Source organism: Krasilnikovia sp. MM14-A1259, from assembly GCF_047159535.1.
Taxonomy (GTDB): Bacteria; Actinomycetota; Actinomycetes; order Mycobacteriales; family Micromonosporaceae; genus Actinoplanes.
This window is the reverse complement of the sequence record NZ_BAAGAJ010000002.1, coordinates 3,581,910-3,606,722: the sequence shown is the minus strand read 5'-3', so window position 1 is coordinate 3,606,722 and position 24,813 is coordinate 3,581,910. Positions and strand designations below refer to the sequence as shown.

At 71.5% G+C, this 24,813-nt stretch carries 20 protein-coding genes and 1 tRNA gene; 12 read left to right on the top strand and 9 right to left on the bottom strand.

Annotation, left to right across the window (positions count from 1 at the left end; all coding sequences use genetic code 11):
* Nucleotides 1–27: 27 nt before the first annotated feature.
* On the bottom strand, nt 28–786 hold the full coding sequence (locus tag ACMCNK_RS16040; protein ID WP_412737209.1) for a PilZ domain-containing protein: 759 nt from the start codon (nt 784–786) through the stop codon (nt 28–30).
* Nucleotides 787–1,211: 425 nt separating this feature from the next.
* Nucleotides 1,212–1,283, bottom strand: a tRNA-Arg gene (locus ACMCNK_RS16035).
* Between the two features lie 241 nt (nt 1,284–1,524).
* On the opposite strand from ACMCNK_RS16035, the gene ACMCNK_RS16030 reads away from it, so the two are divergent.
* Nucleotides 1,525–1,905, top strand: coding sequence for a hypothetical protein (locus ACMCNK_RS16030; protein ID WP_412737208.1), 381 nt, complete (start codon nt 1,525–1,527; stop codon nt 1,903–1,905).
* 46 nt (nt 1,906–1,951) lie between these two features.
* Here ACMCNK_RS16030 and ACMCNK_RS16025 read toward each other — a convergent pair whose 3' ends face one another.
* Nucleotides 1,952–2,629 (bottom strand): DUF305 domain-containing protein, encoded by a 678-nt coding sequence (locus ACMCNK_RS16025; protein WP_412740877.1) that lies wholly within the window; start codon nt 2,627–2,629, stop codon nt 1,952–1,954.
* On the bottom strand, nt 2,629–3,459 hold the full coding sequence (locus ACMCNK_RS16020) for a DUF3105 domain-containing protein (protein ID WP_412737207.1): 831 nt from the start codon (nt 3,457–3,459) through the stop codon (nt 2,629–2,631). Before ACMCNK_RS16020 ends, ACMCNK_RS16025 begins: the two co-directional genes overlap by 1 nt.
* Before the next feature lie 97 nt (nt 3,460–3,556).
* Here ACMCNK_RS16020 and argS point away from each other — a divergent pair, with 97 nt between their 5' ends.
* The 6 genes from argS to ACMCNK_RS15990 all read left to right on the top strand — a co-directional run bounded on the left by argS (nt 3,557) and on the right by ACMCNK_RS15990 (nt 13,811).
* Nucleotides 3,557–5,221, top strand: coding sequence for an arginine--tRNA ligase (argS, locus tag ACMCNK_RS16015; RefSeq protein WP_412737206.1), 1,665 nt, complete (start codon nt 3,557–3,559; stop codon nt 5,219–5,221).
* Between the two features lie 3 nt (nt 5,222–5,224).
* Nucleotides 5,225–6,610: a diaminopimelate decarboxylase gene (lysA, locus tag ACMCNK_RS16010; protein ID WP_412737205.1), complete on the top strand. Its 1,386-nt coding sequence runs from the start codon at nt 5,225–5,227 to the stop codon at nt 6,608–6,610.
* Between the two features lie 41 nt (nt 6,611–6,651).
* Entirely contained in the window at nt 6,652–7,944 is a 1,293-nt protein-coding gene (locus tag ACMCNK_RS16005) for a homoserine dehydrogenase (RefSeq protein ID WP_412737204.1), read from the top strand.
* Between the two features lie 84 nt (nt 7,945–8,028).
* On the top strand, nt 8,029–9,081 hold the full coding sequence (gene thrC, locus ACMCNK_RS16000; RefSeq protein WP_412737203.1) for a threonine synthase: 1,053 nt from the start codon (nt 8,029–8,031) through the stop codon (nt 9,079–9,081).
* 139 nt (nt 9,082–9,220) lie between these two features.
* A complete protein-coding gene (locus ACMCNK_RS15995; protein ID WP_412737202.1) occupies nt 9,221–12,508 on the top strand; it encodes an efflux RND transporter permease subunit in 3,288 nt (1,095 codons plus the stop codon).
* A 79-nt stretch (nt 12,509–12,587) separates the two neighbouring features.
* On the top strand, nt 12,588–13,811 hold the full coding sequence (locus ACMCNK_RS15990) for an MFS transporter (protein WP_412737201.1): 1,224 nt from the start codon (nt 12,588–12,590) through the stop codon (nt 13,809–13,811).
* A 42-nt stretch (nt 13,812–13,853) separates the two neighbouring features.
* Here ACMCNK_RS15990 and ACMCNK_RS15985 read toward each other — a convergent pair whose 3' ends face one another.
* On the bottom strand, nt 13,854–14,297 hold the full coding sequence (locus ACMCNK_RS15985; protein WP_412737200.1) for a hypothetical protein: 444 nt from the start codon (nt 14,295–14,297) through the stop codon (nt 13,854–13,856).
* A gap of 13 nt (nt 14,298–14,310) precedes the next feature.
* On the opposite strand from ACMCNK_RS15985, the gene thrB reads away from it, so the two are divergent.
* The 3 genes from thrB to ACMCNK_RS15970 all read left to right on the top strand — a co-directional run bounded on the left by thrB (nt 14,311) and on the right by ACMCNK_RS15970 (nt 18,979).
* Complete coding sequence (gene thrB / locus ACMCNK_RS15980) at nt 14,311–15,255, top strand: homoserine kinase (RefSeq protein ID WP_412737199.1); 945 nt, start codon at nt 14,311–14,313, stop codon at nt 15,253–15,255.
* Between the two features lie 293 nt (nt 15,256–15,548).
* On the top strand, nt 15,549–17,555 hold the full coding sequence (gene rho / locus ACMCNK_RS15975; RefSeq protein WP_412737198.1) for a transcription termination factor Rho: 2,007 nt from the start codon (nt 15,549–15,551) through the stop codon (nt 17,553–17,555).
* Between the two features lie 221 nt (nt 17,556–17,776).
* A complete protein-coding gene (locus ACMCNK_RS15970; protein WP_412737197.1) occupies nt 17,777–18,979 on the top strand; it encodes a nitric oxide synthase oxygenase in 1,203 nt (400 codons plus the stop codon).
* Between the two features lie 24 nt (nt 18,980–19,003).
* Here ACMCNK_RS15970 and ACMCNK_RS15965 read toward each other — a convergent pair whose 3' ends face one another.
* The 3 genes from ACMCNK_RS15965 to ACMCNK_RS15955 are packed head-to-tail and all read right to left on the bottom strand — an operon-like array spanning nt 19,004 to nt 21,585.
* A complete protein-coding gene (locus ACMCNK_RS15965) occupies nt 19,004–19,621 on the bottom strand; it encodes an RNA ligase family protein (RefSeq protein WP_412737196.1) in 618 nt (205 codons plus the stop codon).
* The gene (locus ACMCNK_RS15960; RefSeq protein WP_412737195.1) at nt 19,622–20,518 is read right to left on the bottom strand and encodes an AAA family ATPase; all 897 of its coding nucleotides are present in this window, start codon (nt 20,516–20,518) and stop codon (nt 19,622–19,624) included.
* Entirely contained in the window at nt 20,515–21,585 is a 1,071-nt protein-coding gene (locus tag ACMCNK_RS15955) for an RNA ligase (protein WP_412737194.1), read from the bottom strand. The genes ACMCNK_RS15960 and ACMCNK_RS15955 overlap by 4 nt, the downstream gene beginning before the upstream one ends.
* Nucleotides 21,586–21,963: 378 nt before the next feature.
* Between ACMCNK_RS15955 and rpmE the strand changes: the two genes are divergently transcribed.
* Both rpmE and prfA read left to right on the top strand, forming a co-directional pair.
* A complete protein-coding gene (rpmE, locus tag ACMCNK_RS15950) occupies nt 21,964–22,188 on the top strand; it encodes a 50S ribosomal protein L31 (protein WP_412737193.1) in 225 nt (74 codons plus the stop codon).
* A gap of 82 nt (nt 22,189–22,270) precedes the next feature.
* Entirely contained in the window at nt 22,271–23,362 is a 1,092-nt protein-coding gene (gene prfA, locus ACMCNK_RS15945; RefSeq protein ID WP_412737192.1) for a peptide chain release factor 1, read from the top strand.
* Here the strand turns inward: prfA and ACMCNK_RS15940 are convergent.
* On the bottom strand, nt 23,346–24,698 hold the full coding sequence (locus ACMCNK_RS15940; protein ID WP_412737191.1) for a hypothetical protein: 1,353 nt from the start codon (nt 24,696–24,698) through the stop codon (nt 23,346–23,348). The two genes, prfA and ACMCNK_RS15940, sit on opposite strands and share 17 nt — an antisense overlap.
* Between the last annotated feature and the right edge of the window lie 115 nt (nt 24,699–24,813).

The following is a 24,813-nucleotide window of genomic DNA, read 5'->3' as shown; positions in this document are numbered from 1 at the left end:
TTGGTGCGCTACGCACGCCGGGTCGGGTCATTCCAGCCAGGCGAGCCGGACCACCCCGCCGGCGACCGTGACCACCCGCGCCCGGAGCAGCGCGTCGTTGATCTTCAGGACCACGTGTTCCTTGCGGGCTGGGCAGTGCTCGGCGCCGGACACCACGCAGGCTATCCGGGTCGGCTTGGCGGTGACCGGCTGGGCGCCGACGCTGGACCACAGAACCGCGTCGGTGCTGGTGCCGTCCCAGGTGCGGGCGGGGCGAGTGAGAACCAGGTGCCGGGCCATTTCCGACTCTTGCGCGCCGATGTCGGTGTAGGCGAAGTGGGCCTGCCGGTCATGCACGGCGATACACCGGGCGACAGCCAGCAGCGGCTGGTAGGAGCCGTCTATCCGCACCACCACGTCAACACCCTCCGGTGGCGGATGGTCGAGCGCAGCGGCGAAGCCGCCGACCGACACGTCAAGGGTGCGACCGACGGTCTCCACCGAGGTGCCGGGCCACCACACCGTCACCGGAAGTTCCAGCTCCCGTCGCGGGTACTGGCGCCGGTCGGTCTCATCATGCGTGGGGCGGCCCAGTTGGACCCATCCGTCCCCGACCGTCCGCACCGCCGCCCACGATCGGCTTATCGGCGGCGAGTGGATCAGCTGTACCACATCAAACGGACCCACCCCGAGATCATCTTCGACCTCGACGTCCAGGGTGCCGGTTGTCGGATCCGTCGCGATCAGCAGGGCGGAAACGCCGTTGACGGTGACCGTCGCACCGATCCGCTCCACCCAGCTGTCCACCCGATCAGCGTAGGACCGGGCAGAATCTCTCGCGAGCGCCATGTGATCTCCTCCAACCGCCGGAGGGATCGGGGGGCCAACCGTAATCGTTCTCCGTACCCTGCGATTCACCTGTTCAACCCGCGATCTTGACGACCGTCACCGGCCTCGGGCACGACGACCTCGGGTGTGCACGACGACCTCGGGTGTGAAGGTGCGGCCCTGGGAGACGGGAGCGGGCCGCGAAACGTCTCGCCGCCCTGATCCGCGACAACCCCGTCCCGCTGCGCGACTCACCGCGTCGACGCCTGCTCCCGTGGCGTACAGGAATCCGAGTGTCCGTGTGGCAGCGGGATCTGTGCCGGCCGGACATGGCCGGTCGAACGAGTAAGGCCACCGACCGCGTTTGCGCTGGCCGGTGGCCTGAAAGTCTTGGTGAGCGGTTGTGCCCCCGGCAGGATTCGAACCTGCGCTTTCGCCTCCGGAGGGCGACGCTCTATCCCCTGAGCTACGGGGGCTCAGTGCTGACAGCCTAGCAGGGTGGATGACCAAGGTGCGACGAGGGGGTTGCGTGCCTGTTTGAGTCGTCCAAGCGGTTTGACACCCACCGGCCTCAAAGCCATAGTCTTCGATATGTTCGGCGATCTATGAGGTTGTCGAACGTTGACACGGGGGTTATGGCGGTCTGCGCAGGCATGTCTCGTATGTGCGATGAGCGGTGCCGTGCCCCTCTTCGCTGATCCGCGAGGGGAGAGAATCATGAAGGTTGGACTGAGGACCCGCGTCGGCGCGGGCGTCGCTGCGCTGCTCGGCATCGGGTCCGTCCTGGTCGGGGCGTCGCCGGCGATGGCGCACGGGAGCTGCCAGTACGTACCGAACTACGACCACCGGATCGGGTGGGGTTGCGTCCTGGACGGGCACGTTCAGGCGTACGTGCACGATGCCAACGCGGACGGGAAGGGCCTGCGGATCCACCTGTGGACCTCGACGCCCGGCACCAAGTACGTGGTGGGCGACGGCAACGGCAGCGCGCAGGGTGACGGCTGGAAGACCGTCTCGGGTGAGCACTTCACGTACTACAAGGTCTGCGCCGGCGCGGGCGGCGTGGACGAGATCTGCAGCCCCCAGGTCGCTGCCTGACGACTGATCGAGTGGGGCGGGCGGCTGTTGACCGTCCGCCCCACTCTCATGCCTGCTGAAGTTGGGCCAGCATCTGGTTGATCAGCGCCAGCTCTGACTGCTGGCCGCTGACCATCGTCTTGGCGAGCCAGACGACGTCGTCGTTGTCCGACGAGTCGATGACGGTCTGGGCCATGTGGAGGCCGCCCAGGTGATGGGCGCGCATGAGCGTCAGGTACTGGATGTCCAGGTCCTTGCCCGTGGCCTTGCGCAGCGCGGCGATCTGGTCCGGGGTGGCCATGCCCGGCATGAGGCCGTTGACCAGCGAGCCGGCGGAGTCCGGCATCCAGGCCATCGGCGGCTGGGAACTGGTCGGACTCAGACCCCAGTCGCGCAGCCACGCCTGCATGTAGCCGATCTGCTGATGCTGGGTGAGCGCGATGTCGTTGGACAGCGTGACGATGTCCGGGTTGGTCGAGTTCGCGTGGGCGATCATCGACATCTCGACGGCCTGGGCGTGGTGCGTGCTCATGTCGCGCAGGAAACCGGCTTCGACCGAGTCGTCGCCAGGCGTACGCAGGACCGGGACGAGCAGACCCACCGCAACACCCACCAGCAGGCCGACCGTGAGCGCCGCGGCGACCCACCCGGCCCCCCAGCGGCGCCGGGCGGGCTGCTGGGGGAGGTCGTCGCCGGATGCGGCGGCCGCGGGGGCCGCTGCATCCGGGTCGGTGGGCGCGTCCATCACTTGTTCATGCTGGTGCCGTTGGAGGCGGCGGTGACCGGGCCGGTCGTGGTGTTGCCGCCCGAGCAGGGCGCGCCGGGCTCCTTGGACGCGTTGAGCCGCAGGGCCTTGATGAAGTCGTCGATCCGCGGGTCGCTCGCGCTGTCGACCTTGAGCTGGTAACCCCACGCCTGCAGCGACACGTTCTTGTCGAGGTTCGCGACCGGGCTCAGGAGCATGTAGTCCTTGCCCTTGACCTTGTTGCTCAGCTCGGCGACCTGGTCGGCGGCCAGACCCTGCTTGTACGTGACCCAGACCGCGCCGTGCTCCAGGCTGTGCACCGCGTGCTCGTTGGCGATCGGCTCGGTGTAGATGTCACCCATGCAGTTCTGCCACACCGAGTTGTGCGCGCCACCGACGGGCGGGTTCGTGACGTACGTCAGCGGTCCCGACTTGTGTTCCTGGGAGTCGATCTGCGGGTTGTGCTGCGCCCGGTAGTTCACGATGCCCTTGATGTCGGCGGCCTTGTCCTCCCACGACTTGCCGCCCTGGACGGCCGCGTACACGCCGTACCCGATGATGCCGGCGGCGATCACCACGACGGCGCCGATGATCGCAATCGGGCCCCAGCTGCGGCCGCCCGAGACCTTGACCGGCGCGACCGGCTTGCGGGCCTTGGCGCCGGCCTTGCCGCCCGGCTTCGCGCCGGGTTTGGCGCCGCCGGGTTTGGCGCCTGCCGCCTTCGCGGTGGCCGGCTTGGCGCCGCCGGCGGGCGGCTTGCCCTGGCCCGACGTCTTGTCGACCTTGACACTGGACGGGTTCCGCTCGGGACCCGGGGTGCTCATGCTCATCGTGCCTCGTCAATATGTTCGAAAATGAGAGCCGGGCCGGTGAGCAGGGCACCGGGACGCCGCCGAACGCCAAAGTCTACCCGGATAGCATGACTCGGTGACTCCCGCCGACCTCGCCAACATCGTTCTCGACGCCGCCCGGGCCGTGTTCGCCGCCCGCGGCCTCGACGCGACCATGCTGCCCGCAACGACGACCGTCGAGCGGCCCCGCAACCCTGAGCACGGCGACTACGCCTCGACGCTGGCCATGCAGCTCGGCAAGCGGGCCGGGGTCGTGCCCCGCGAGCTGGCCACGGCACTCGCCGAGGAGCTCGGCCGCCGCGCCGGGATCAAGAGCGTGGAGATCGCCGGGCCCGGCTTCCTGAACATCCGCCTGGACGCCGCCGCGGCGGGCCAGCTCGCCCGCGACATCGTGCTCGCGGGCGCGGAGTACGGGCACACCGCCCGCCTGACCGGCCAGCGGATCAACCTGGAGTTCGTCTCCGCCAACCCCACCGGCCCCGTGCACATCGGTGGCGTCCGGTGGGCGGCGGTCGGCGACGCGCTGGCGCGGCTGCTGAGTGCGTCCGGCGCCGCCGTCGGGACGGAGTACTACTTCAACGACGCCGGGTCCCAGATCGACCGGTTCGCCAAGTCCCTGTACGCCAGCGCCAAGGGCGACCCGGTGCCCGAGGACGGGTACGGCGGGGCGTACATCGCCGAGATCGCGGCGTCGGTGCTGGCCGCGGTGCCGGATGCGCTGCAGCGGCCGGAGGCCGACGCGCTGGAGGCGTTCCGGGTCGAGGGTGTGCAGCTCATGTTCGCCGAGATCAAGGCGTCGCTGGGCCAGTTCGGGGTGCACTTCGACACGTACTTCAACGAGAAGGACCTGCACGACCGGGGTGAGCTGGACGAAGCCCTGGAGCGTCTGCGCGAGCAGGGGCACCTCTTCGAGTCGGACGGGGCGACCTGGCTGCGCACCACGGACTTCGGCGACGACAAGGACCGGGTGCTGCGCAAGTCGGACGGCGACTGGACGTACTTCGCCGCGGACTGCGCCTACTACCTGGACAAGCGCAAGCGCGGCTTCGACCGGGTCGTGATCATGCTGGGGGCGGACCACCACGGCTACATCGGCCGGATGAAGGCCATGGCCGCGTGCTTCGGCGACGACCCGGCGACCAACCTGGAGATCTTGATCGGCCAGATGGTCAACCTGGTGCGCAACGGCGAGCCGGTGCGGATGAGCAAGCGGGCCGGCACGGTGGTCACGCTGGAGGACTTCGTCGACGCGCTCGGCGTCGACGCGGCCCGGTACGCGCTGGCCCGGTACTCCTCCGACTCGTCGATCGACATCGACATCGACCTGTGGACCCGGGCCACCCGCGACAACCCGGTCTACTACGTCCAGTACGTGGCCGCGCGTACCGCCGCGGTGGGCCGCAACGCGGCGGAGGTCGGGCTGACCCGCGGCGAGCCGGACGCCTTCCAGCCCGGGCTGCTCAGCCACGAGAAGGAGAACGACCTGCTCAAGGCGCTGGGGGAGTACTCGGCCGTGGTCGCCAGCGCGGCCGAGCTGCGCGAGCCGCACCGGGTCGCCCGCTATCTGGAGGAGGTCGCGGGCGCGTACCACCGGTTCTACGACAAGTGCCGGGTGCTGCCGCTGGGCGACGAACCGATCACGGACCTTCAGCGCGCCCGCCTGTGGCTCAACGACGCCACCCGTACGGTGATCGCGAACGGGTTGGGACTGCTCGGCGTCTCCGCCCCCGAAAGGATGTGACCCGTGAGGGCTCATGAGGCCGGTGCACTGCACGGTGACCTGGGCAGCCGGGGGCCGGCGTGGCTGCGTACCCCGGAGGACGTCAACGCGCTCGTGCCGCAGCTCTGGCCGCGGACGGTGACCCGCGCGGACGACGGGGCCCTGACGATCGGCGGCCGCAGCGTGCGCGACCTGGCAGCGGAGTACGGCACCCCGGCCTACCTGCTGGACGAGGCGGACCTGCGGGCCCGCTGCCGGGACTTCGCGGCGGCGTTCGCCGGGGCGGACGTCTACTACGCGGGCAAGTCGTTCCTGTGCAAGGCGGTCGTGCGGATCGTCGCGGAGGAGGGCCTGTTCCTCGACGTGTGCAGCGGTGGTGAGCTGGCCGTGGCGCTGGCCGCGGGCTTCCCGCCGGAGCGGATGGGCTTCCACGGCAACAACAAGTCCGTCGCCGAGCTGACCCGCGCGCTGGACGCGGGCGTGGGGCGGATCGTCCTCGACTCGTTCCACGAGATCGAGCGGCTGACCGCGCTGGCCCGGGAACGCGGGGTGTCGCCCGCGGTGCTGATCCGGGTCACGGTCGGCGTGGAGGCGCACACCCACGAGTTCATCGCGACCGCGCACGAGGACCAGAAGTTCGGGTTCTCGCTGGCGGGCGGGGCTGCGTTCGAGGCGGCCGTGCGGGTGCTGGACGCGGGCGTGCTGGACCTGCGCGGGCTGCACTCGCACATCGGCTCGCAGATCTTCGACACGTCCGGGTTCGAGGTGGCCGCGCGGCGGGTGCTGGAACTGCAGGCGCAGATCCGTGACGCGCGCGGGGTCGAGCTGGTGGAGCTGGACCTGGGCGGCGGCTTCGGCATCGCGTACACCACGCAGGACGACCCGTCGACCCCGCCCGACCTGGCGAAGCGGATCAACAAGATCGTCGAGTCGGAGTGCGAACTGGCCGGGCTGCGCGTGCCGCGACTGTCCATCGAGCCCGGCCGGGCCATCGTGGGCCCGGCCGTCTTCACCCTGTACGAGGTGGGCACGGTCAAGGACGTCGACGGCATCCGCACGTACGTGAGCGTGGACGGCGGGATGAGCGACAACATCCGCACCGCGCTGTACGACGCGTCGTACTCCGCGACCGTGGCCGGGCGCGCCTCGGTGGCCGAGCCGTTGCTGGCCCGCGTCGTGGGAAAGCATTGTGAAAGCGGGGACATCCTCGTGAAGGATGAATTCCTGCCCGCCGACGTGCAGCCCGGAGATCTTCTTGCGGTGCCCGGCACCGGCGCGTACTGCCGGAGCATGGCCAGCAACTACAACCACGTGCCCCGGCCCCCGGTGGTCGCGGTTTGCGACGGGGAGTCGCGGGTGATCGTCCGGCGGGAGACCGAAGCCGACCTGCTGAGTCTGGATGTGGGATGAGTTCTGAGCCGATCCGAGGCGGAAAATCCGAGGGCAAACCGGTGCGTCTGGCGTTGCTCGGCTGCGGCACGGTCGGCGCCGAGGTGGTCCGGCTGCTGACCGACCAGGCCGCGGACCTGACGGCCCGGATCGGGGCCCCGCTGGAGCTGGTCGGGATCGCGGTCCGCCGCCCCGGGCGCCGGCGGGGCGACGTACCGATCGACCCGGCCCTGTTCACCACGGACGCGCTCGGCCTGATCAAGCGCGACGACGTGGACGTGGTGATCGAGGTCGTCGGCGGCATCGAGCCCGCCCGCGGCTGGATCGTCGAGGCGCTGCGCGCGGGCAAGAGCGTGGTGACCGCCAACAAGGCGCTGCTCGCCGAGGACGGTGGCACGCTGCACGACGCGGCCGCCGAGGGCGGCGCCGACCTCTACTACGAGGCGTCCGTGGCGGGCGCGATCCCGCTGCTGCGCCCGCTGCGCGAATCGCTGCACGGCGACCGGATCACCCGGGTCACCGGCATCGTCAACGGCACGACCAACTTCATCCTGTCCTCCATGGACGCCACCGGCGCCGGCTTCACCGAGGCGTTGGAGGAGGCCACCGAGCTGGGGTACGCCGAGGCCGACCCGACCGCCGACGTGGAGGGTTTCGACGCCGCCGCCAAGGCCGCCATCCTCGCCTCCCTGGCGTTCCACACCCGGGTCACTGCGGCTGACGTGTTCCGTGAGGGCATGACCGGGGTGACCGCCGGTGACGTGGCCAGCGCCAACGCGATGGGCTGCACCATCAAGCTGCTGTGCCTGGCCGAGCGCGGCCCCGACTCGCACGGCACCGAGTCGGTCAGCGTGCGCGTGCACCCCGCGATGATCCCGCGCAGCCACCCCCTGGCGAGCGTCGGTGACGCGTTCAACGCGGTGTTCGTCGAGGCCGAGGCCGCGGGGCAGCTCATGTTCTACGGCCGCGGAGCCGGGGGTACGCCGACCGCCAGCGCGGTGCTGGGCGACGTGGTGGCCGCGGCCCGCAACCGGCTCGCGGGCACCCGTGCCCCGAGCGAGAGCGTGTACGCCCACCTGCCGATCCGGCCCATCGGCGAGGCGGTCACCCGCTACCACATCAGCCTCGACGTGGCGGACCGTCAGGGTGTGCTCGCCACCGTGGCCGGGGTGTTCGCCAAGCACGAGGTGTCCATCGCCACGGTGCGCCAGTCCGGCCGCGAGGCCGATGCCACGCTGGTGATCGTCACGCACGGTGCCCCTGACTCGCACCTGGCCGCCACGGTCGCGGAACTGGAGCAGCTCGACATCGTTAGGTCGATCGCGAGCGTGCTGCGGGTCGAGGGTGGCGCGTAGTCCCGCCAGGTGGTCATCGGCCGTCGGGGAAATCGCCGGTACGGCATCATCGGACGGTCGGCATGCGCAGGTGAAGGGAACGAGATGAGCTGGCGGGGACTGATCGAGGCGTACCGCGGCCGGTTGCCGGTCACCGATGCCACGCCGGTCGTCACGCTGCACGAGGGGAACACGCCGCTCGTGCCCGCCCCGGTGCTGTCGCGGCGGATCGGCGCCGACGTGTACCTCAAGGTGGAGGGCGCCAACCCGACCGGGTCCTTCAAGGACCGTGGCATGACGATGGCGGTGTCCAAGGCGGTCGAGGACGGCTCCAAGGCGATCATCTGCGCCTCCACGGGCAACACCAGCGCGTCCGCCGCCGCGTACGCCGCCCGGGCGGGCCTGACCTGCGCGGTGCTCGTGCCGCAGGGCAAGATCGCGCTGGGCAAGCTGGCCCAGGCGCTCGTGCACGGCGCGAAACTGCTGCAGGTCGACGGCAACTTCGACGACTGCCTCGCGCTGGCCTCCAAGCTGTCCCAGGACTACCCGGTCTCCCTGGTCAACTCGGTGAACATCTTCCGCCTGCACGGGCAGAAGACGGCCGCGTTCGAGATCGTCGAGGCGTTGGGCGACGCCCCTGACATCCACTGCCTTCCGGTGGGCAATGCGGGCAACATCTCCGCGTACTGGATGGGCTATCAGGAGGACCACGAGGCGGGCAACGCGAAGCGGCTGCCGAAGATGTACGGCTTCCAGGCCTCCGGTGCCGCCCCGATCGTGAACGGCCAGGTGGTGCCGGAGCCGTCGACGATCGCCACCGCGATCCGCATCGGCAACCCGGCCAGCTGGACGAAGGCGCTGGACGCCCGGGACCACTCCGGCGGTCTGATCGCGGCGGTCACCGACCGGGAGATCCTCAACGCGTACCGGCTGCTGGCCCGCGAGGTGGGGGTGTTCGTGGAGCTGGCCAGCGCGGCCAGTGTCGCCGGCCTGCTGCAGCAGGCCGAGGCGGGGCAGGTGCCCGCGGGCGCCACGGTCGTCTGTACGGTCACCGGTCACGGCCTCAAGGACCCGGAGTGGGCGATCAGCACCGCCCCCAAGCCCACCACCATCGGCAACGACGTGATCGCCGCGGCCCGAGCCCTCGACCTGGCCTGATCCCGCCTCCCCCGGGTTGCCGGTGAGGCGCCTGAGCCCGGTGGGTTCCCGGTCGCGGCGCGCGGGCCCGGGGCAGCCTCAGGGCCTCTGATCGGGTCGGGCACACTATGGGCTCTGGCCGAATCGATTCGGGGGAATCATGTCGTTGCTGACCCGGCTCAGCCTTGCCAACAGAGTGCTCGTCGCCTTGATCGCCCTCGTGGTGACCGGCTTCGGCATCTACGCCATCCCGTCGCTCAAGCAGCAGCTGCTGCCCTCGCTGGAGTTCCCGGGTGCGTTCATCGGCGCCACCCTGCCGGGCGCGAGCCCGGAGATCATCGAGGAGCAGATCACCCGGCCGATCGAGGACGCGGTCAAGGGCGCCGACGGGCTGGAGAGCATTCAGTCCACGACCCGGCAGGGTTCGGCCACCATCCAGGTGATGTTCGCGTTCGGCACCGACCTGGACAGCGCGGTCAACCAGCTCACCACGTCCGTCAACCGGATCCAGCCGACGCTGCCGGCCGGTGTCCAGCCGACGATCTTCGCGGGCAGCACGGACGACATCCCCGCGATCGTGCTCGCCGCCTCCGGCGGCACGAACCAGGCCGACCTGGCCGACCGTCTCCAGAAGAACGTCGTCCCGCAGCTCAGCGCGATCGACGGCGTCCGTTCGGTGAATGTCACCGGTGGGCGCAAGCAGCAGGTCGTCATCACGCCGGACCAGGCGAAGATGGCCGCCGCCGGGGTCGACCCGAGCTCACTGGTCACGATCCTGCAGGCCAACGGCGTCTCGGTGCCGGCGGGGGCGGTCACCGACGGCAGCCGCTCGTTGAGTGTGCAGGTCGGCACGCCGATCACGTCGGTCGACCAGGTCCGTGACCTCTACCTGACCGGCAGCCGCGGCCCGGTGAAGCTGGGCGATGTCGCCACGGTCGAGAGCACGCTGGCCACGGCCACGTCGTACACCCGGACGGACGGGGTGGACAGCCTCGGCATCGAGGTCACGGCGGCGCCCGACGGCAACCCCGTACTGATCTCCGACGAGGTCCGGGCCCAGCTCGACGACCTGCAGAAGGCCTCCGGCGCGAAGCTCACCGTCATCAGTGACCAGGCGCCGTTCGTCGAGCGTTCCATCAAGAGCCTCACCACCGAGGGCCTGCTCGGCCTGCTCATGGCGGTCATCGTCATCCTGGTGTTCCTCATGTCCGTGCGCTCCACGCTGGTCACCGCGGTCTCCATCCCGCTGTCCGTGCTGGTCGCGCTGATCGCGTTGTGGGTGGGCGACTACTCGCTGAACCTGTTGACGCTCGGGGCGCTGACGATCGCGGTCGGCCGGGTTGTCGACGACTCGATCGTCGTGCTGGAGAACATCAAACGGCATCTCGGGTACGGCGAGCAGAAGGTGCACGCCATCACCGCCGCGGTGAAGGAGGTCGCCGGTGCGGTGACCGCCTCGACGCTCACCACGGTCGCCGTGTTTGCCCCGATCGCGCTGGTGGGCGGGTTCGTGGGCCAGCTGTTCGCGCCGTTCGCCATTACGGTCACGGTGGCGCTGCTGGCATCGCTGCTGGTGTCCCTGACCGTGATCCCGGTGCTGGCGTACTGGTTCCTGCGCCCCGCCGGCGGCGGCAACGAGTCCCCCGAGGTGCGCCGGGCCGCCGAGGAGAAGGAACGGCGCAGCCCGCTGCAGCGCACGTACCTGCCGGTGATCCGGTTCGCCACCAAGCGCCGGTGGACCACCGTGGCCATCGGTGTCGTGATCCTCGTGGGCACGCTGGGCCTGAGCACGAAGCTGCAGACGAACTTCCTCGACCAGTCCGGCCAGAACACCATTCAGATCAGCCAGCAGTTGCCCGCAGGCACCAGCCTCGCGGCCACCGACGCGGCGGCCCGGCAGGTCGAGGGCGTGCTGAAGCAGCGTTCGGACGTGGACACCTACCAGGTGACCGTCGGCAACGGCACGTTCAACCCGTTCGCGGGTGCGTCCGACGCCAGCGGCGCCAACTTCATCGTGCAGCTCGACACGGATGCCGACGCCGAAGTGGTCTCCAAGCAGCTGCGGACCACGTTCGACGGCATGAGCGGTCTCGGCGAGGTGACCGTCGGCGGCGACAGCGGTTCCGGCTTCAACGCCGACCAGCTGTCGGTCACCGTCAAGGCCGCCGACCCGGCCGTACTCGCCACCGCCACCGAGCAGGTACGTCAGGCGATGGCCGCCACCAAGGGTGTCACGGACGTCGGCACCAACCTCGCCGCCAGCGTGCCGCGCCTCGACGTGAAGGTCGACCGTGCGGCCGCCGCCCGCGCCGGGCTGACCGAGGCGTCGATCGCCCGTACGGTGGCCGGTGCGTTCCGCCCGGCGCCCGCCGGGCAGATCACGGTCGACAGCGAGTCCCAGGACGTCGTCATCTCCCTGGGCACGCCGCCCGCGAACGCCGACGCGCTGCGCAAGCTGCCGCTGCCCACCGCCAAGGGGCCGGTCCTGCTGGACAGCGTCGCCGACGTCACGGAGACCTCCGGTCCGGAGGAGGTCACCCGCATCGACGGCAACCGCAGCGCCACGGTCACCGGCACGGCCACGGGCTCCGACGTCGGCGCCACCACCAAGGAACTGACCAAGAAACTGGACGCGCTGACCCTGCCGGCCGGTGCGTCCAAGGAGATCGGCGGCGTCAGCCAGCAGCAGAAGGACGCGTTCGGCGACCTCGGCCTCGCCGTGCTCGCGGCCATCGCGATCGTCTTCGTCATCATGGTCGCGACGCTGCGCAGCCTGGTACAGCCGCTCGTGCTGCTGGTGTCGATCCCGTTCGCGGCGACCGGTGCCATCGCCCTGCTGCTGATCACGGGTACCCCGCTGGGTGTGCCCGCGCTGATCGGCGTACTGATGCTCGTGGGCATCGTGGTCACCAACGCCATCGTGCTGATGGATCTCATCAACCACTACCGGCGTGCGGGCATGGGCGTGCAGGAGGCGGTCGTCGAGGGCGGCCGGCACCGGCTGCGGCCGATCCTGATGACCGCGATCGCGACGATCTTCGCGCTGCTGCCGATGGCGCTGGGTCTCACCGGCGAGGGCGGGTTCATCTCCCAGCCACTGGCCATTGTGGTCATCGGCGGCCTGGTCAGCTCCACCCTGCTGACGCTGGTGCTGGTGCCGACGCTGTACACGATGGTCGAGAACCGCAAGGAGCGTACGCGGGCCAAGCGGGAGCAGCGCCGGCTGCGCAAGGCCGCCAAGGAGGCCCCCCGGCACGCCGCCGCCGAGTCCGCGACCACGTCCGGTGGTCAGGCCGACGCGCCGGACTCCAGCGGCGGTGCGCACGAGGCGCCCGAGCCGGTGCATTCCGAGGCGGTGCAGCCGCCGAACCGCAGTGCGCTGCGCGGCTACACCGACCAGTTCGAGGTGCTGAAGATGCCGCGTCGTCCCGAGGCGCCGCCGGCCTGATCGACCCGATCCGCCCGCGTCCCGGTCGGGGCATGCCCAGCACGCCCTGACCGGGGGCGGCACCGGTAGGTTGCCGTACGTGGCCACTCCAGTGTCGGTCCTTACCCGCAATCAGGACTTCCGCCGCCTGTTCGGGGCCGAACTCGTCGTGTTCGGCTCCGACTGGTTCGTCATGGTTCCCCTGCTCGTGCTGCTGCCCAAACTCACCGGCAGCGGCGTGTGGGGCGCGTTGGTGCTGGCCGCCGACACCGGAATCAACGCGCTGCTGCTGCCGTACACCGGCACGGTGGCGGACCGGGTCGACCGGCGGGTCATCCTCGTGGCGGCGAACCTGGCCGCACTGGTCGCGACGCTGCTGCTGTTCGCGGTGCGCTCCGCGGCCACCGCTCCGCTGGCACTGGTCGCCGTGGGGGCGGTCGCGGTCGCCAAGGCGTTCTACTCGCCCGCCGCGTCCGCGGCGCTGCCCAACGTCGTCGACCCGGAGGACCTGGCCGCCGCCAACGCGGTCGCCGGGTCGGCGTGGGGCACGATGACCATCGTCGGTGCCTCGCTGGGGGGCGTGTTCAGCAGCCTGTTCGGCCCGTACGTGAGTTTCGCCGTGGCCGCCGCCAGCCTGCTGCTGGCGGCGCTGCTCACCGCGCTGATCCGCCGCCCGTTGCAGGCGCCGCGTGCGGCCGGGCCGCCGCCGCGGGCCTGGCCGGCGCTGGCGGAGGCGTTGCGCTACATCGGCGCCCGGCCGCGGATCCGGGCCCTGGTCACGGTGAAATCCGCGGTGGGCCTCGGAAACGGTGTCCTGACCGTGTTTCCGCTGCTCGCCGGGCTGTACGGGGCCGGCCCGCTGGGCACCGGCTTGCTGTTCGCGGTACGTGGCGCGGGCGCGCTGGTCGGACCGCTGCTGATGCGCCGGGTACTCGGGCACCGCAGTTGGCTGCTGCCCGGCCTGGCCCTGTCGATGAGCCTGTACGGCCTCGGCTATCTGGGCGTCGCCGCGGCCCCGTGGTTCTGGCTGGTCCTGGTGCTGGTCTTCGTCGCGCATTTCGCCGGCGGGACGAACTGGGTGCTGTCCAACTACGCCCTGCAAGGCGAGGTGCCCGACCGGTTGCGTGGCCGGGTCTTCGCCACCGACATGATGCTGGCGACCCTGGCGATCGCGGTGAGCCAGCTCGGCGCGGCGCTGGTGGTCGACCGGGTGAGCGAGCGGGCGATTCTCGCGGGCTGCGGCCTGATCACGCTCACCTACGCGGTCGGCTGGCGCTTCGCAACGCGCCGCCTGTCGCTGAGCCCCGCCCCCGCGGCCGGCTGAGCCGCCGCTCCCGCAGCCGGCCCCCCAGCCCGCCGAGGCCGGTCAGCCGACCGGGGCGTACGGGTCTTGCTGCGGTGCCACCGGCTCCTGGCGGCCGGCGCGGGCGAGCACGGCGCCCAGCAGCAGGCCGACTCCGCCCGCCACCAGCACGCTCGTCGCCATCCCGACGATGAATAACACCGGGCCACTGCCCCGCACGTCGAGGACGCCGCGTTGGATCAGAAAGGGCAGCGCGGCGGACCATGCGCTCTGCAGCGCGATCGCCAGTGCCAGCGCGGCCAGGCCGGCCTGGGCCAATGAGGTGACGCGCTTGCCCAGTCGGGCACGTCGCACCCCCAGAAGGACAAATCCGCCCACCACAACGGCCAGCATCGGCAGATGTCCGGCGAGGATGTTGACGAGGTAGAGGAGGTTCATGGCGAACGACCGTAGCGGGAGGCGGCGACATTCCGGCGCGTGCGGGTCATCAGCTTCGATGATCACCACCTAGGCTGGGGCGATGCTACCGACCTTCGTGTCCGAGCCGGTGCGCGTCCAGACGCCGGCCACCAGCGCCAATCTCGGGCCGGGCTTCGACGCGCTCGGTCTTGCGCTCGGCCTGCACGACGATCTGACCGCCGCAGTGACCGGCGACACGTTCACGGTGGCGGTCACCGGCGAGGGCGCGGGCGAGCTGCCCACGGACGAGCGGCACCTGGTGGTCCGCGCGATGCTGGCGGCCTTCGACGAGATGGGCGGGCGCCCGGCCGGGGTGGCGGTGCGCTGCGTCAACCGCATCCCGCAGGCGCGCGGAATGGGCTCCTCGTCCGCGGCGATCGTGGGCGGGGTGCTGCTGGCCAGGGCCCTGGTGACGGACGGGGCAGCCCGGATGGACGACGCGGCGGCGCTGCGCGTGGCCGCGCGCCTGGAGGGCCACCCGGACAATGTGGCGCCCTGCCTGCTCGGCGGGTTCACGATCGCCTGGACGGAGGCGGGCGGTGCGCAGGCGGTGCGGCTGGCGACCGCGGAGGGCGTACGTCCGACTGTTTTCGTCCCGCAGGAGCGTGGGCTGACCGCGACGGCGCGGGCCGCGCTGCCGCCGCAGGTCCCGCACGCCGACGCGGCGTTCAACGCGGCACGCGCGGCACTGCTGGTGCACGCGCTGACCGCGGCGCCGGAGCTGCTGTTCGCGGCCACCGAGGACCGGCTCCACCAGGCGTTTCGTGCCCCCGCGATGCCGGGTACAGCGTCGCTGGTGGCGGGTCTGCGGGCGGCCGGGGTGGCGGCGGTGGTCAGCGGGGCCGGGCCGAGCGTGCTGGCGTTGACGCCCGTCCCGGACGACTTCCGTCCCGGTTCGGCGTGGCGCGCCGAGACGCTGAGCGTGGATGGCGGCGGGGCACTTGCCAGAGGGAGTATGGTGGAACACGCCGAGCGGGGTCCTGTTGCCGCAGGTCGCACGAGTTGATTACGCTCAAGACCTAGCACAGCCGCGAAGCAAGCGATCTCTGCGGTTCGGCGCGCACCCCCGAGACTGTCGGCGATCTTGCCGGTCTCACTTCTCATCAAGGCACACGCCGAACAGTCTCCAGATCGGTGCACTCGCCGAGACCTACCCGTCACCGTCCGACGGGTCGGGAAACCGTCGAGCTGCCGTGCTGTAAAACTCCCGCGCCGCTCTTGCGAAGCGGGTTCCGAGGGCACCCGGCCACCAGGCTGCAGACCCGGGTGGTCTTGGCTTTTTTCGACGGAAGGAATCCATTGAGCGACACCACCGACGTGACGTCGGGTGTTTCTGACGTCGCTGACGACGCCACCAGCACCACGGTCACCGCCCGTCGCCGCCGCGGCGGCACGGGGTTGTCCGCGATGCTGCTGCCCGAGCTGCAGAGCCTCGCCGCCTCCCTCGGCATCTCCGGCACCGCCCGGATGCGTAAGGGCGAGCTGATCGCCGCTATCACGGAGCGCCAGAGCGGCGGGGCCGCCTCGGGTGGCGCCGCGGCCGCGGGTGCTCAGGGCGGCGCTACGCCGCGCCAGCGGGCCACGAACGCGACGAAGGCTGCGGCGGCCGAGGCCCCGGCGGAGCGCGCCGAGGAGCGCCCGGCCGAGTCCGCGGCGGCTCAGTCTCCGGCGGCTCAGTCTCCGGCGGCCCAGTCCGGGCCGGCCCAGCCGGCGGCGGCTCAGGCCGCGGCCACCGAGCCGGCGCAGACGCGCCCGGCCGCCGCGGCACAGCCCGCGACCGCCGAGCCCGCCGCCGAGGGAGAGGGTGGCCGTCGGCGCCGGGAGTCCGGCGGCGACCAGGCCGCCCGCGAGCCCGCGCAGACCGACGGTCGCGGCGAGGGCGAGCGGACCGACCGGGGCGAGCGTCCCGAGCGGGAGCCGCGTAACCGCGACCGCCAGCGCAACCAGCGGGGCGAAGGCAACCAGCGGGGCGAGGGCAACGAGCGTGAGCAGCGGGGCGATCGCGGCCCGCGCAACGACACCCACGACTCCGACGACGACAACGAAGGCGGCGAGGGCGGGCGTCGCAGCCGCCGCAGCCGTTTCCGCGACCGGCGGCGGGGTCGCGGCGACCGGGACTCCGGCGAGGGCCAGCGCGACGGCGGCCGCGAGCCGCACGTCACCGAGGACGACGTGCTCGTTCCCGTGGCCGGCATCCTCGACGTCCTGGACAACTACGCGTTCGTCCGCACCACCGGCTACCTGTCCGGGCCCAACGACGTGTACGTCTCGATGTCGCAGGTCAAGAAGCACGGGCTGCGCCGCGGTGACGCGGTGACCGGTGCGGTGCGCGCCACCGCCCGCGAGGGCGACGCGCAGCGGCGGGACAAGTACAACCCGCTCGTGCGGCTCGACACGATCAACGGCATGGAGCCGGAGGAGGCTCGGCGGCGGCCGGAGTTCTACAAGCTCACGCCGCTGTACCCGCAGGAGCGCCTGCGTCTGGAGAGCGAGCCGCACATCCTCACCACCCGGGTCATCGACCTGGTCATGCCGATCGGCAAGGGCCAGCGGGCGCTGATCGTCTCGCCGCCGAAGGCGGGTAAGACGATGGTGCTGCAGGCGATCGCGAACGCGATCACCCGCAACAACCCCGAGTGCCACCTGATGGTCGTGCTGGTCGACGAGCGGCCCGAAGAGGTCACCGACATGCAGCGCTCGGTCAAGGGCGAGGTCGTGGCGGCGACGTTCGACCGGCCGCCGTCGGACCACACCACGGTTGCCGAGCTGGCCATCGAGCGGGCCAAGCGCCTGGTCGAGCTGGGCCATGACGTGGTCGTGCTGCTCGACTCGGTGACCCGGCTCGGGCGCTCGTACAACCTGGCGGCGCCGGCCAGCGGCCGGATCATGTCGGGTGGTATCGACTCGACGGCGCTGTACCCGCCGAAGCGGTTCCTCGGCGCGGCCCGCAACATCGAGAACGGCGGCTCGCTCACGATCCTCGCGACCGCCCTGGTCGAGACCGGCTCGATGATGGACACGGTGATCTTCGAGGAGTTCAAGGGCACCGGCAACGCCGAGCTCAAGCTTGACCGCAAGATCGCGGACAAGCGGACGTTCCCGGCGGTCGACGTGTCGGCCTCGGGCACCCGCAAGGAGGAGATCCTGCTGGGCAAGGAGGAGCTGGCCATCGTGCACAAGCTCCGCAAGGTCCTCGCCTCGCTGGAGTCCTCGGCGGCTCTGGATCTCCTGCTCGACCGGCTCAAGCAGACCCGGACGAACATCGAGTTCCTCATGCAGATCGCGAAGTCGACCCCGGGCGAGTAGCCCGGGCAGGACACAAAGGAGCGGTCACCCGTCGGGTGGCCGCTCCTTTCCCGTAACAGGCTTGTCGATTGCGTGACACATCGGTGTCGCACACGGTGTCTGACGCCGCGGCCCACTATGCAATTTGCACGTCCGTTTCGCGGCTTAACGGCGGAAAGCTGTCCTGTTCAGCGGTCCGTCCTCGTGCGAACCTCCCGGAATCAACTCGTGGGAGGCGCCCGATGACTGTGCCCGGGTACCGGGAGCAACCGACCGAGCCGTGGGACCCGATCGCGCCCGTGGATCCTGGCGAAGCCGAGGACTTCCTGCGCCGCTGTTACGTCGAGAATCCCCGGCTCGGGCCGGTCGAAGCCCGCCTGGCCGTCGTACGCGCCCAGATCGCGGCGACCGGCAGCTACGTGCACACCACCGACGAGCTCACGTACGGCGCGAAGATGGCCTGGCGCAACGCGAGCCGATGCATCGGCCGGCTGTACTGGCGCAGCCTCGCCGTGCTGGACCGTCGCCGTGCCCGTACCGCCGACGAGATCTTCTCGCTGCTCGTGGCGCACCTGCAGCTCGCCGGGGGCACCGGGCGCGCCACGGACGCCGCGAAGGCACCCGGGGCCATCCGGCCGGTGATCAGCGTCTTCGCCGCCGCCCAGCCGGGCCAGCCGTACGCGCGGGTGTGGAACGAACAGCTCATCCGGTACGCCGGGTACCGGCAGCCCGACGGTGGCTGCATCGGCGACCCGCGACAGGTCGGCTTCACCGCCGCGATGCACGGCTTCGGCTGGCGGGGCAAGGGCGAGGCGTTCGACGTGCTGCCCGTGGCGGTCGAGACCCCCGCCGAGGGGGTCCGCCTGTACGAGCTGCCGGACCGCGCGGTCCTGGAGGTACCGCTGGCCCACCCGGAACACGGCTGGTTCGCCGAGCTGGGGCTGCGCTGGCACGCCGTACCGGCGATCTCCAACATGCGGCTGACGATCGGCGGCGTGCACTACCCGCTGGCCCCGTTCAACGGGTGGTACATGAGCACCGAGATCGGCGCCCGAAACCTCGCCGACACCGACCGGTACGACCTGCTGCCCACGGTGGCGGACCGCCTCGGCCTGGACGTCAGCCGGGAGTCGACGCTGTGGCGCGACCGCGCACTGGTCGAGGTGAACCGGGCAGTGCTGTTCTCGTTCGAGCGGGCCGGGGTCAAGATGAGCGACCACCACACGGAGTCGGCCCGGTTCGTGGCCCACCTGCGCAACGAGGAGAAGGCCGGGCGCGCGGTACCCGCGGACTGGACGTGGATCGTGCCGCCTATGTCGGGCGCGCTCACGCCGGTCTTTCACCGCTACTACGCCGAGATGGACCTGCGGCCGGCGTTCTATCTCGACGACGAGGCAGCGGCGCTGGCCCGCGACGGCACGCGCGGCTGCCCGCACGCGGGCTGAGCAGGCACAGCGGGCGTAAGGGGCTCAGGCGAAGCCGTTGACCGCGAAGTCGTCGCGGTGCCGCCACGACGCCTCGGTGCGCACGTGGTCCGCCCGTACCCATTTGAGGACCCGCAGGCCGAACTCGGCGGCCGGGATGCGGCCCGCGCTGCGCACCACGAAGCCCTCCGAGGTGTCCGGGTGGCGCTGGGCGGCCCACGCGGCGCGGGCCTCGCGCAGGCTGCCCCCGCGGTAGAGCACCGGCACCATGGGCAGTTCCAGGCGTTGGGCCCAGTCCACAGTGTCGTCCCAGCCGAGCAGCGTGTCCGTCTCGTCCCAGATGCCGAAGACCATGAACACCCCGGGCAGATCCGTGTACGCGATGCTGCGCCGCGCCCACATCGACTCGCCGCACACCCGCCAGTGGTCCGGGATGCGGTGCGCGGTCATCGCCCACAGCGCCTTGGCGGGGCGGTCCCACGGCTGGGTGCCGGAGTCCAGCGAGCGGGCGTACATGGCGTCGCGGGTGAAGGTGAGGTTCCCGCCGTCCATCTTCTCGGTCACCACCAGCTCACCGTCCATCCAGGACAGATCGTCCTGGATGCGGTCGTCGCTGGTGGCACCGGGGGAGCCGGGCAGATGGAACGTACGCGGGTACTTCACTCAGAAGTCTCCCTCCGCCACCTGGAACACCGTCAGGCCCAACTCCCGCCACATGCGTACCACCTGCCGGCGATCGTCGAAGACCCCGACCACCCGCCACCGGTCCCGGATCTCGGAGTCGAAGATCTCCCGCTTGACGATCGAGTCCTTGCGGGAGTCACCCTCCGGGCGCATGAACAACGCCTCGTACGGCACCCCGACGTACAGCTCCAGCCACGCTTCGGTCTCCGCGCGGCACACCGCGTCGCGGCCGGAGCAGAACACGATCGCGTTGCCCGCGGCGTGCATCGCCCGTACCGCCGCGATGACCGCCGCGTGGGGCACGTCCTCGCCGACCCGGCTCCAGTCGTACGGGCTGCGCCCGTCCATCAGCGCGACCGTGCCGTCGATGTCCACCAGCACCACGGGCGGCAGGGTGTCGTCCGGCTCGTACACGACGCCCGGGCCGCCGCGCGGCACGAACGGCATCGCCAGCGGCAGGTTGCGCCCGGCCAGGTAGCGCTGGTGCATCCGCCGGATCGCGTCCTCGCCGACCCGGTCCTGCTCGTCGCGCTCGGCGTCGCGGCGGATGCACTCGTCCAGCGGCACGTCCGTGAAGTCGTGCACCTCGAACGTGGCGTCGAAGCGGGCGGCCAGTTCCGCCCACTCCCGGACGGTCTTGGCGCGCAGGTTCGTGTCGTCCACGACCACGTCGGCGCGGGCGCGCAGCAGCGCCTCCACGGCCGCCCGCTGGGCGTGGGTGACCTGCGCCTCCGCGGTCTGGGTGAAAAGCCGGGCGCCGTGCAGCATCCGCCGCAGGTCGTCCCGGTTCACCCGGACGACCCGCGGCTGCAGCTTGCGCGCGAACGTGGTCTTCCCGGAGGCGGGCAGCCCCCGGGTGATCAGCAGCCTCGTCATTCCTCATCCACTCGATTCGTCCGGTCGCCGGCCGGGCGGACCGCCTGCCACAGGCCCGGACGGTAGTCCTTGTCGTCGAGGCGCAGGAACAGGGAGGCCCGGCGCGGGCTGCGTACCGCCCGCGCCGCGAACTCGCGCCGGGTCCAGCCGGGCGCCAGGTCCGCGACGATCCGGTCGTACTCGGTCTCGATCTCGGCCGTGAGCGCGTCCACCGCGGCGATCAGCTCGGCGGCCACGTTGCGTACCCACGCGTGGAACTCGTCCGGCAGCGGCTCGGTCAGCGCCTCGAGGTCGCCGCCGGCCGCGAGCACCTCCCAGACCGTACGCGGGGTCAGGCCGGTGACCAGGCGGTGCAGCCGGACGTACTCGGCGTACTTGATCTTCACTCGCTCGTCGGTGTCCGTGAGGTGCACGACCAGGCCCTCGCGGCCCGCCCGCGGCGGCGCCGCGAGCGCTTCCGCCAGGGTGGCGTAGCCGAACGCGTCCACCACCGGGCCGGGCCAGCCCGGCACCGCGGCCGGACCGTGCGAGCGGCCGGTCGCGATGTCCACCGCCCCGAGCAGGATCAGGTCGTTGAGGCCGCCGTAGTCCACGACGATGCGGTTCTCCGGGTAGACGATCTCCACCAGTACGGTCAGGCCGTCCGGCGGCGCGAAGCCGGGGTACCGGCGGCGCAGCAGCGCGGTGGCGTGCTTCGCCTGGTCCGACGCGAACGAGCCGCGGGTGGCGACCGCCAGCGCATCGCCGTCGCGGAAGATGACGCCCAGCGACCCGTCGGCCTTGTCCGTCACGGCCACCGGGGCATCGGGGCGCAGTGCCGGGGCATGCGACTCGCTGTGGTTGAAGAACTTCGGGAACGGCCGGGCCAGCACCCGCCCGGTCGCCTCGTCCACCACGAGGCCGCGGCAGGCCAGCGTCACCGGGGTCCATGCGCCGGAGTACTGGCAGGCCTCGGTGTAGTTGTAGATCACGTACGGCCGCGCGGGGTGGCGCTGCTTGCGTACGTGTCCGTGGTCGACCGCGGTGGCCAGCTCGGCCAGGTCGAGGACGTCGGCGAGCAGCGTCATGGGAGGGGTCCTTTCCGGGAGTCCTGGGGGGTGAGGGCCGCTCACGTTATCGGCGCCACCCGCGCGCACGCCTCTGGTTTTCGATCAAGAATTGGGCCGCCCAGCCGGCCCTGGCGAGCTGGATGTGCCGCAGGTGGCAACGGCTCTCCGGGAAGCGGGCATACCGGACACCTGATCCTGGGGAATGTCGTCGGGAGCCCGGGCGTTGGGCAGGGCGGACCGGCTAATGCCTCCTGATTTCTGATCAACCCGGGCGGCATGGCAGACTGGTCCATCGGCCAGCAAGAGGTTCCGGTTCACGCCCGAGCCGCGCCGCCCACCGGGGCGGGCGGTGCCGACGGCGACCCGGCGACCTCACCATCGAGAGGGACCGAAGACATGAAGAGCGGCATCCACCCGGAGTACACGGCGACCGAGGTCGTCTGCTCCTGCGGTAACACTTTCACGACCCGCAGCACCGTCAAGGGCGACGAGATCCGCGTCGAGACCTGCAGCGCCTGCCACCCGTTCTACACGGGCAAGCAGCGCGTGCTGGACACCGCGGGCCGGGTCGCGAAGTTCCAGGCCAAGTACGCCAAGGTCAACGCGGGCAAGAAGAAGTAGCTGCGCCGACGGCGCCCGCCCCGGGGGATCCCGGGGGCGGGCGCCGTTCGCATGTGTGCGGACCTGCGTGGGGAGAGAACGCGTGAGCAACGACCGGCTGACCACCCTGCTTGAGGAGTACGCCGAGCTGGAGAAGCGGATGGAGGACCCGTCCATCCACGCCGACCAGGCCCTGGTGCGCCGGGTCGGGCGCCGCTTCGCCGAGCTGGCCCCGCTGCACGCCGCCCACGCCGAGCTGGAGGCGGCCCGCGCCGACCTCGCCGCCGCCCGGGAACTGGCCGCCGAGGACCCCAGCTTCGCCGGGGAGGCCGACGCGGTCGCCGCGACGCTGCCCGCGCTGGAGGAACGGCTCGGCGAGATGCTGATCCCGCGCGACCCCCACGACGCCAAGGACGTGATCCTGGAGATCAAGGCGGGCGAGGGCGGCCAGGAGTCCGCCCTGTTCGCCGGCGACCTGCTGCGCATGTACACCCGGTACGCGGAGCGCCGCGGCTGGGTCGTCGAGGTCCTCGACGCCCAGGAGTCCGACCTGGGCGGCGTCAAGGACGTCTCCGTCGCGGTCAAGACCAAGGGGATGCCCGAGGGCGGCCACGGCGTCTGGGCCCGCCTGAAATGGGAGGGCGGGGTACACCGGGTCCAGCGGGTGCCGGTCACCGAGTCGCAGGGCCGCATCCACACGTCCGCCGCCGGTGTGCTCGTACTGCCCGAGGCCGAGGACGTCGACGTGCAGATCGACGCGGGCGACATCCGGGTCGACGTGTTCCGGTCGTCGGGGCCCGGCGGGCAGTCGGTCAACACCACCGACTCGGCCGTCCGCATCACGCACCTGCCCACCGGCATCGTGGTGAGCTGCCAGAACGAGAAGAGTCAGCTCCAGAACCGCGAGCAGGCCATGCGTATCCTGCGGGCCCGGCTGCTGGCGGTCGCCCAGGAGGAGGCCGACGCGGCCGCCTCCGACGCCCGCAAGGCGCAGGTGCGCACCGTGGACCGCTCCGAGCGCATCCGCACGTACAACTTCCCGCAGAACCGGATCACGGACCACCGGATCGGCTACACCGCGTACAACCTCGATCTGGCGCTCGGCGGTGAGCTGGACGGGGTGCTGGACGCGCTGGCCGAGGCCGACCGGGCCGCCCGCCTGGCCGGGGAGTCGGAGCTCAGCCGACGGCAGTGACCGTCAGCTTGTTGCCCCCCGCCGTGCAGAACAGCAGGCCCCGGACGAGGCCGCAGTCGCGTTCGCTGACCCCGTCGATCGCGCCGAGCGTGAACGACTCACCGGTGCCCGGGTCGACCCGGCTCACCACGGTCCGGCCGTCCGCCGATTTCGTCGGGGTCAACGTCAGGTGCACCCCGCTCGTGACGTCGTCGACGGGCCGGCCGCCCAAGGTCGTGACGGCGTGGCCCGTGCGCGCATCGACGATTCTCGTCTGTCCCTGCAGGGTGTCGTCGAGCGCCAGCAGGCCACCACCGAGCGCGCGGGTCAACGTGCCACGGCGGGGTGCCCGCCAGAGTTCGGCGCCGGTTGCCCAGTCACGGCCGATCGTTTCGTCTTCGGTGTGGAGGCACCACACCGGGCCGCAGCCCTCCGCGTTGGCCGACGGTGTGTCGATCCGCCAGCGTTGCCGCAACGGCTGCCCGCTGTAGGCGGCGACGGTCGATCCGGCGTCGGTCGTGTGCAGCACGTCCAGCTCGTCGCCGTGCCATTCCAGGCTGGTCGCCAGGTAGCCCGAGCCGGGCGGCCAGACGACCGTCCCACCCCCGGCTTCGGCGCCGTCCGCCAGCCGCAGCATGCGCACCCGGCCGGTCTTCGTGAGCGTGACGACCCGGTCCGGCCGGAGCGGATCCGGGCCGACCGTGGCGACCATCTCGGCACCGGGAGTGGCCCGGCTCCACACGGGGCGGCCGTCGCGGAGGCCGACCATGCGTACCCGGGTCGCGGCCGCGCTCGTGCCGGTGGCGGGATGGTCCAGGAGCAGGACGCCGTCGCCGCCGTACCCGACGCTGGCCCAGGTGGGGTCGCCCGGGCCGTGCCACAGCTCGGCGCCGGTCCGGGCGTCGACCGCGGTCGTCTCGGTGAACAGGTCCGGTCCCGCCACCACGCTCGGCCGGGGCGGCCCGCCACGAGGTGCGGACGGCAGCAGTACCACTCCGGAATCCAGCGCCGCGATCAGGTACGGGGCCGGGGTGGCCAGCTCACGCGACCAGCGCGCCACGCCGTCGGCCCGGCCGTACCCGGTGAGGTGCCCGATGGTGCCGGTGCTCTGTACGACGACCATGTCCCCGGACAGTGCGAAGGTGTCGCCGTCGCCGAACTGGAGGGCCCACAGCGGCCGGATGCCACGCGGCGCCGGTACGCGACCGGAGCCGGCGGCCGTGACCAGGCACAGGACGGCGAGCAGTGCGGCCGTCACGCGGTGCCGGTAGCGCCGGCCCCAGTCGGACGGGCGGGGCGACGGCGCGGGCGGGTCCGGTTCACCGGTGCCGACGTGGCCGAGTTCGATGACTGCCATCGACGCCTCAGGCCGTCCCGTGGCGCGCCGACGTAGCGTGTGCCTGGCCGTCTGACCAGCGCAATCGTGTCCCAAGATCTCCCCGACGCATCACGCGGGAGAGGATACCCGCGGC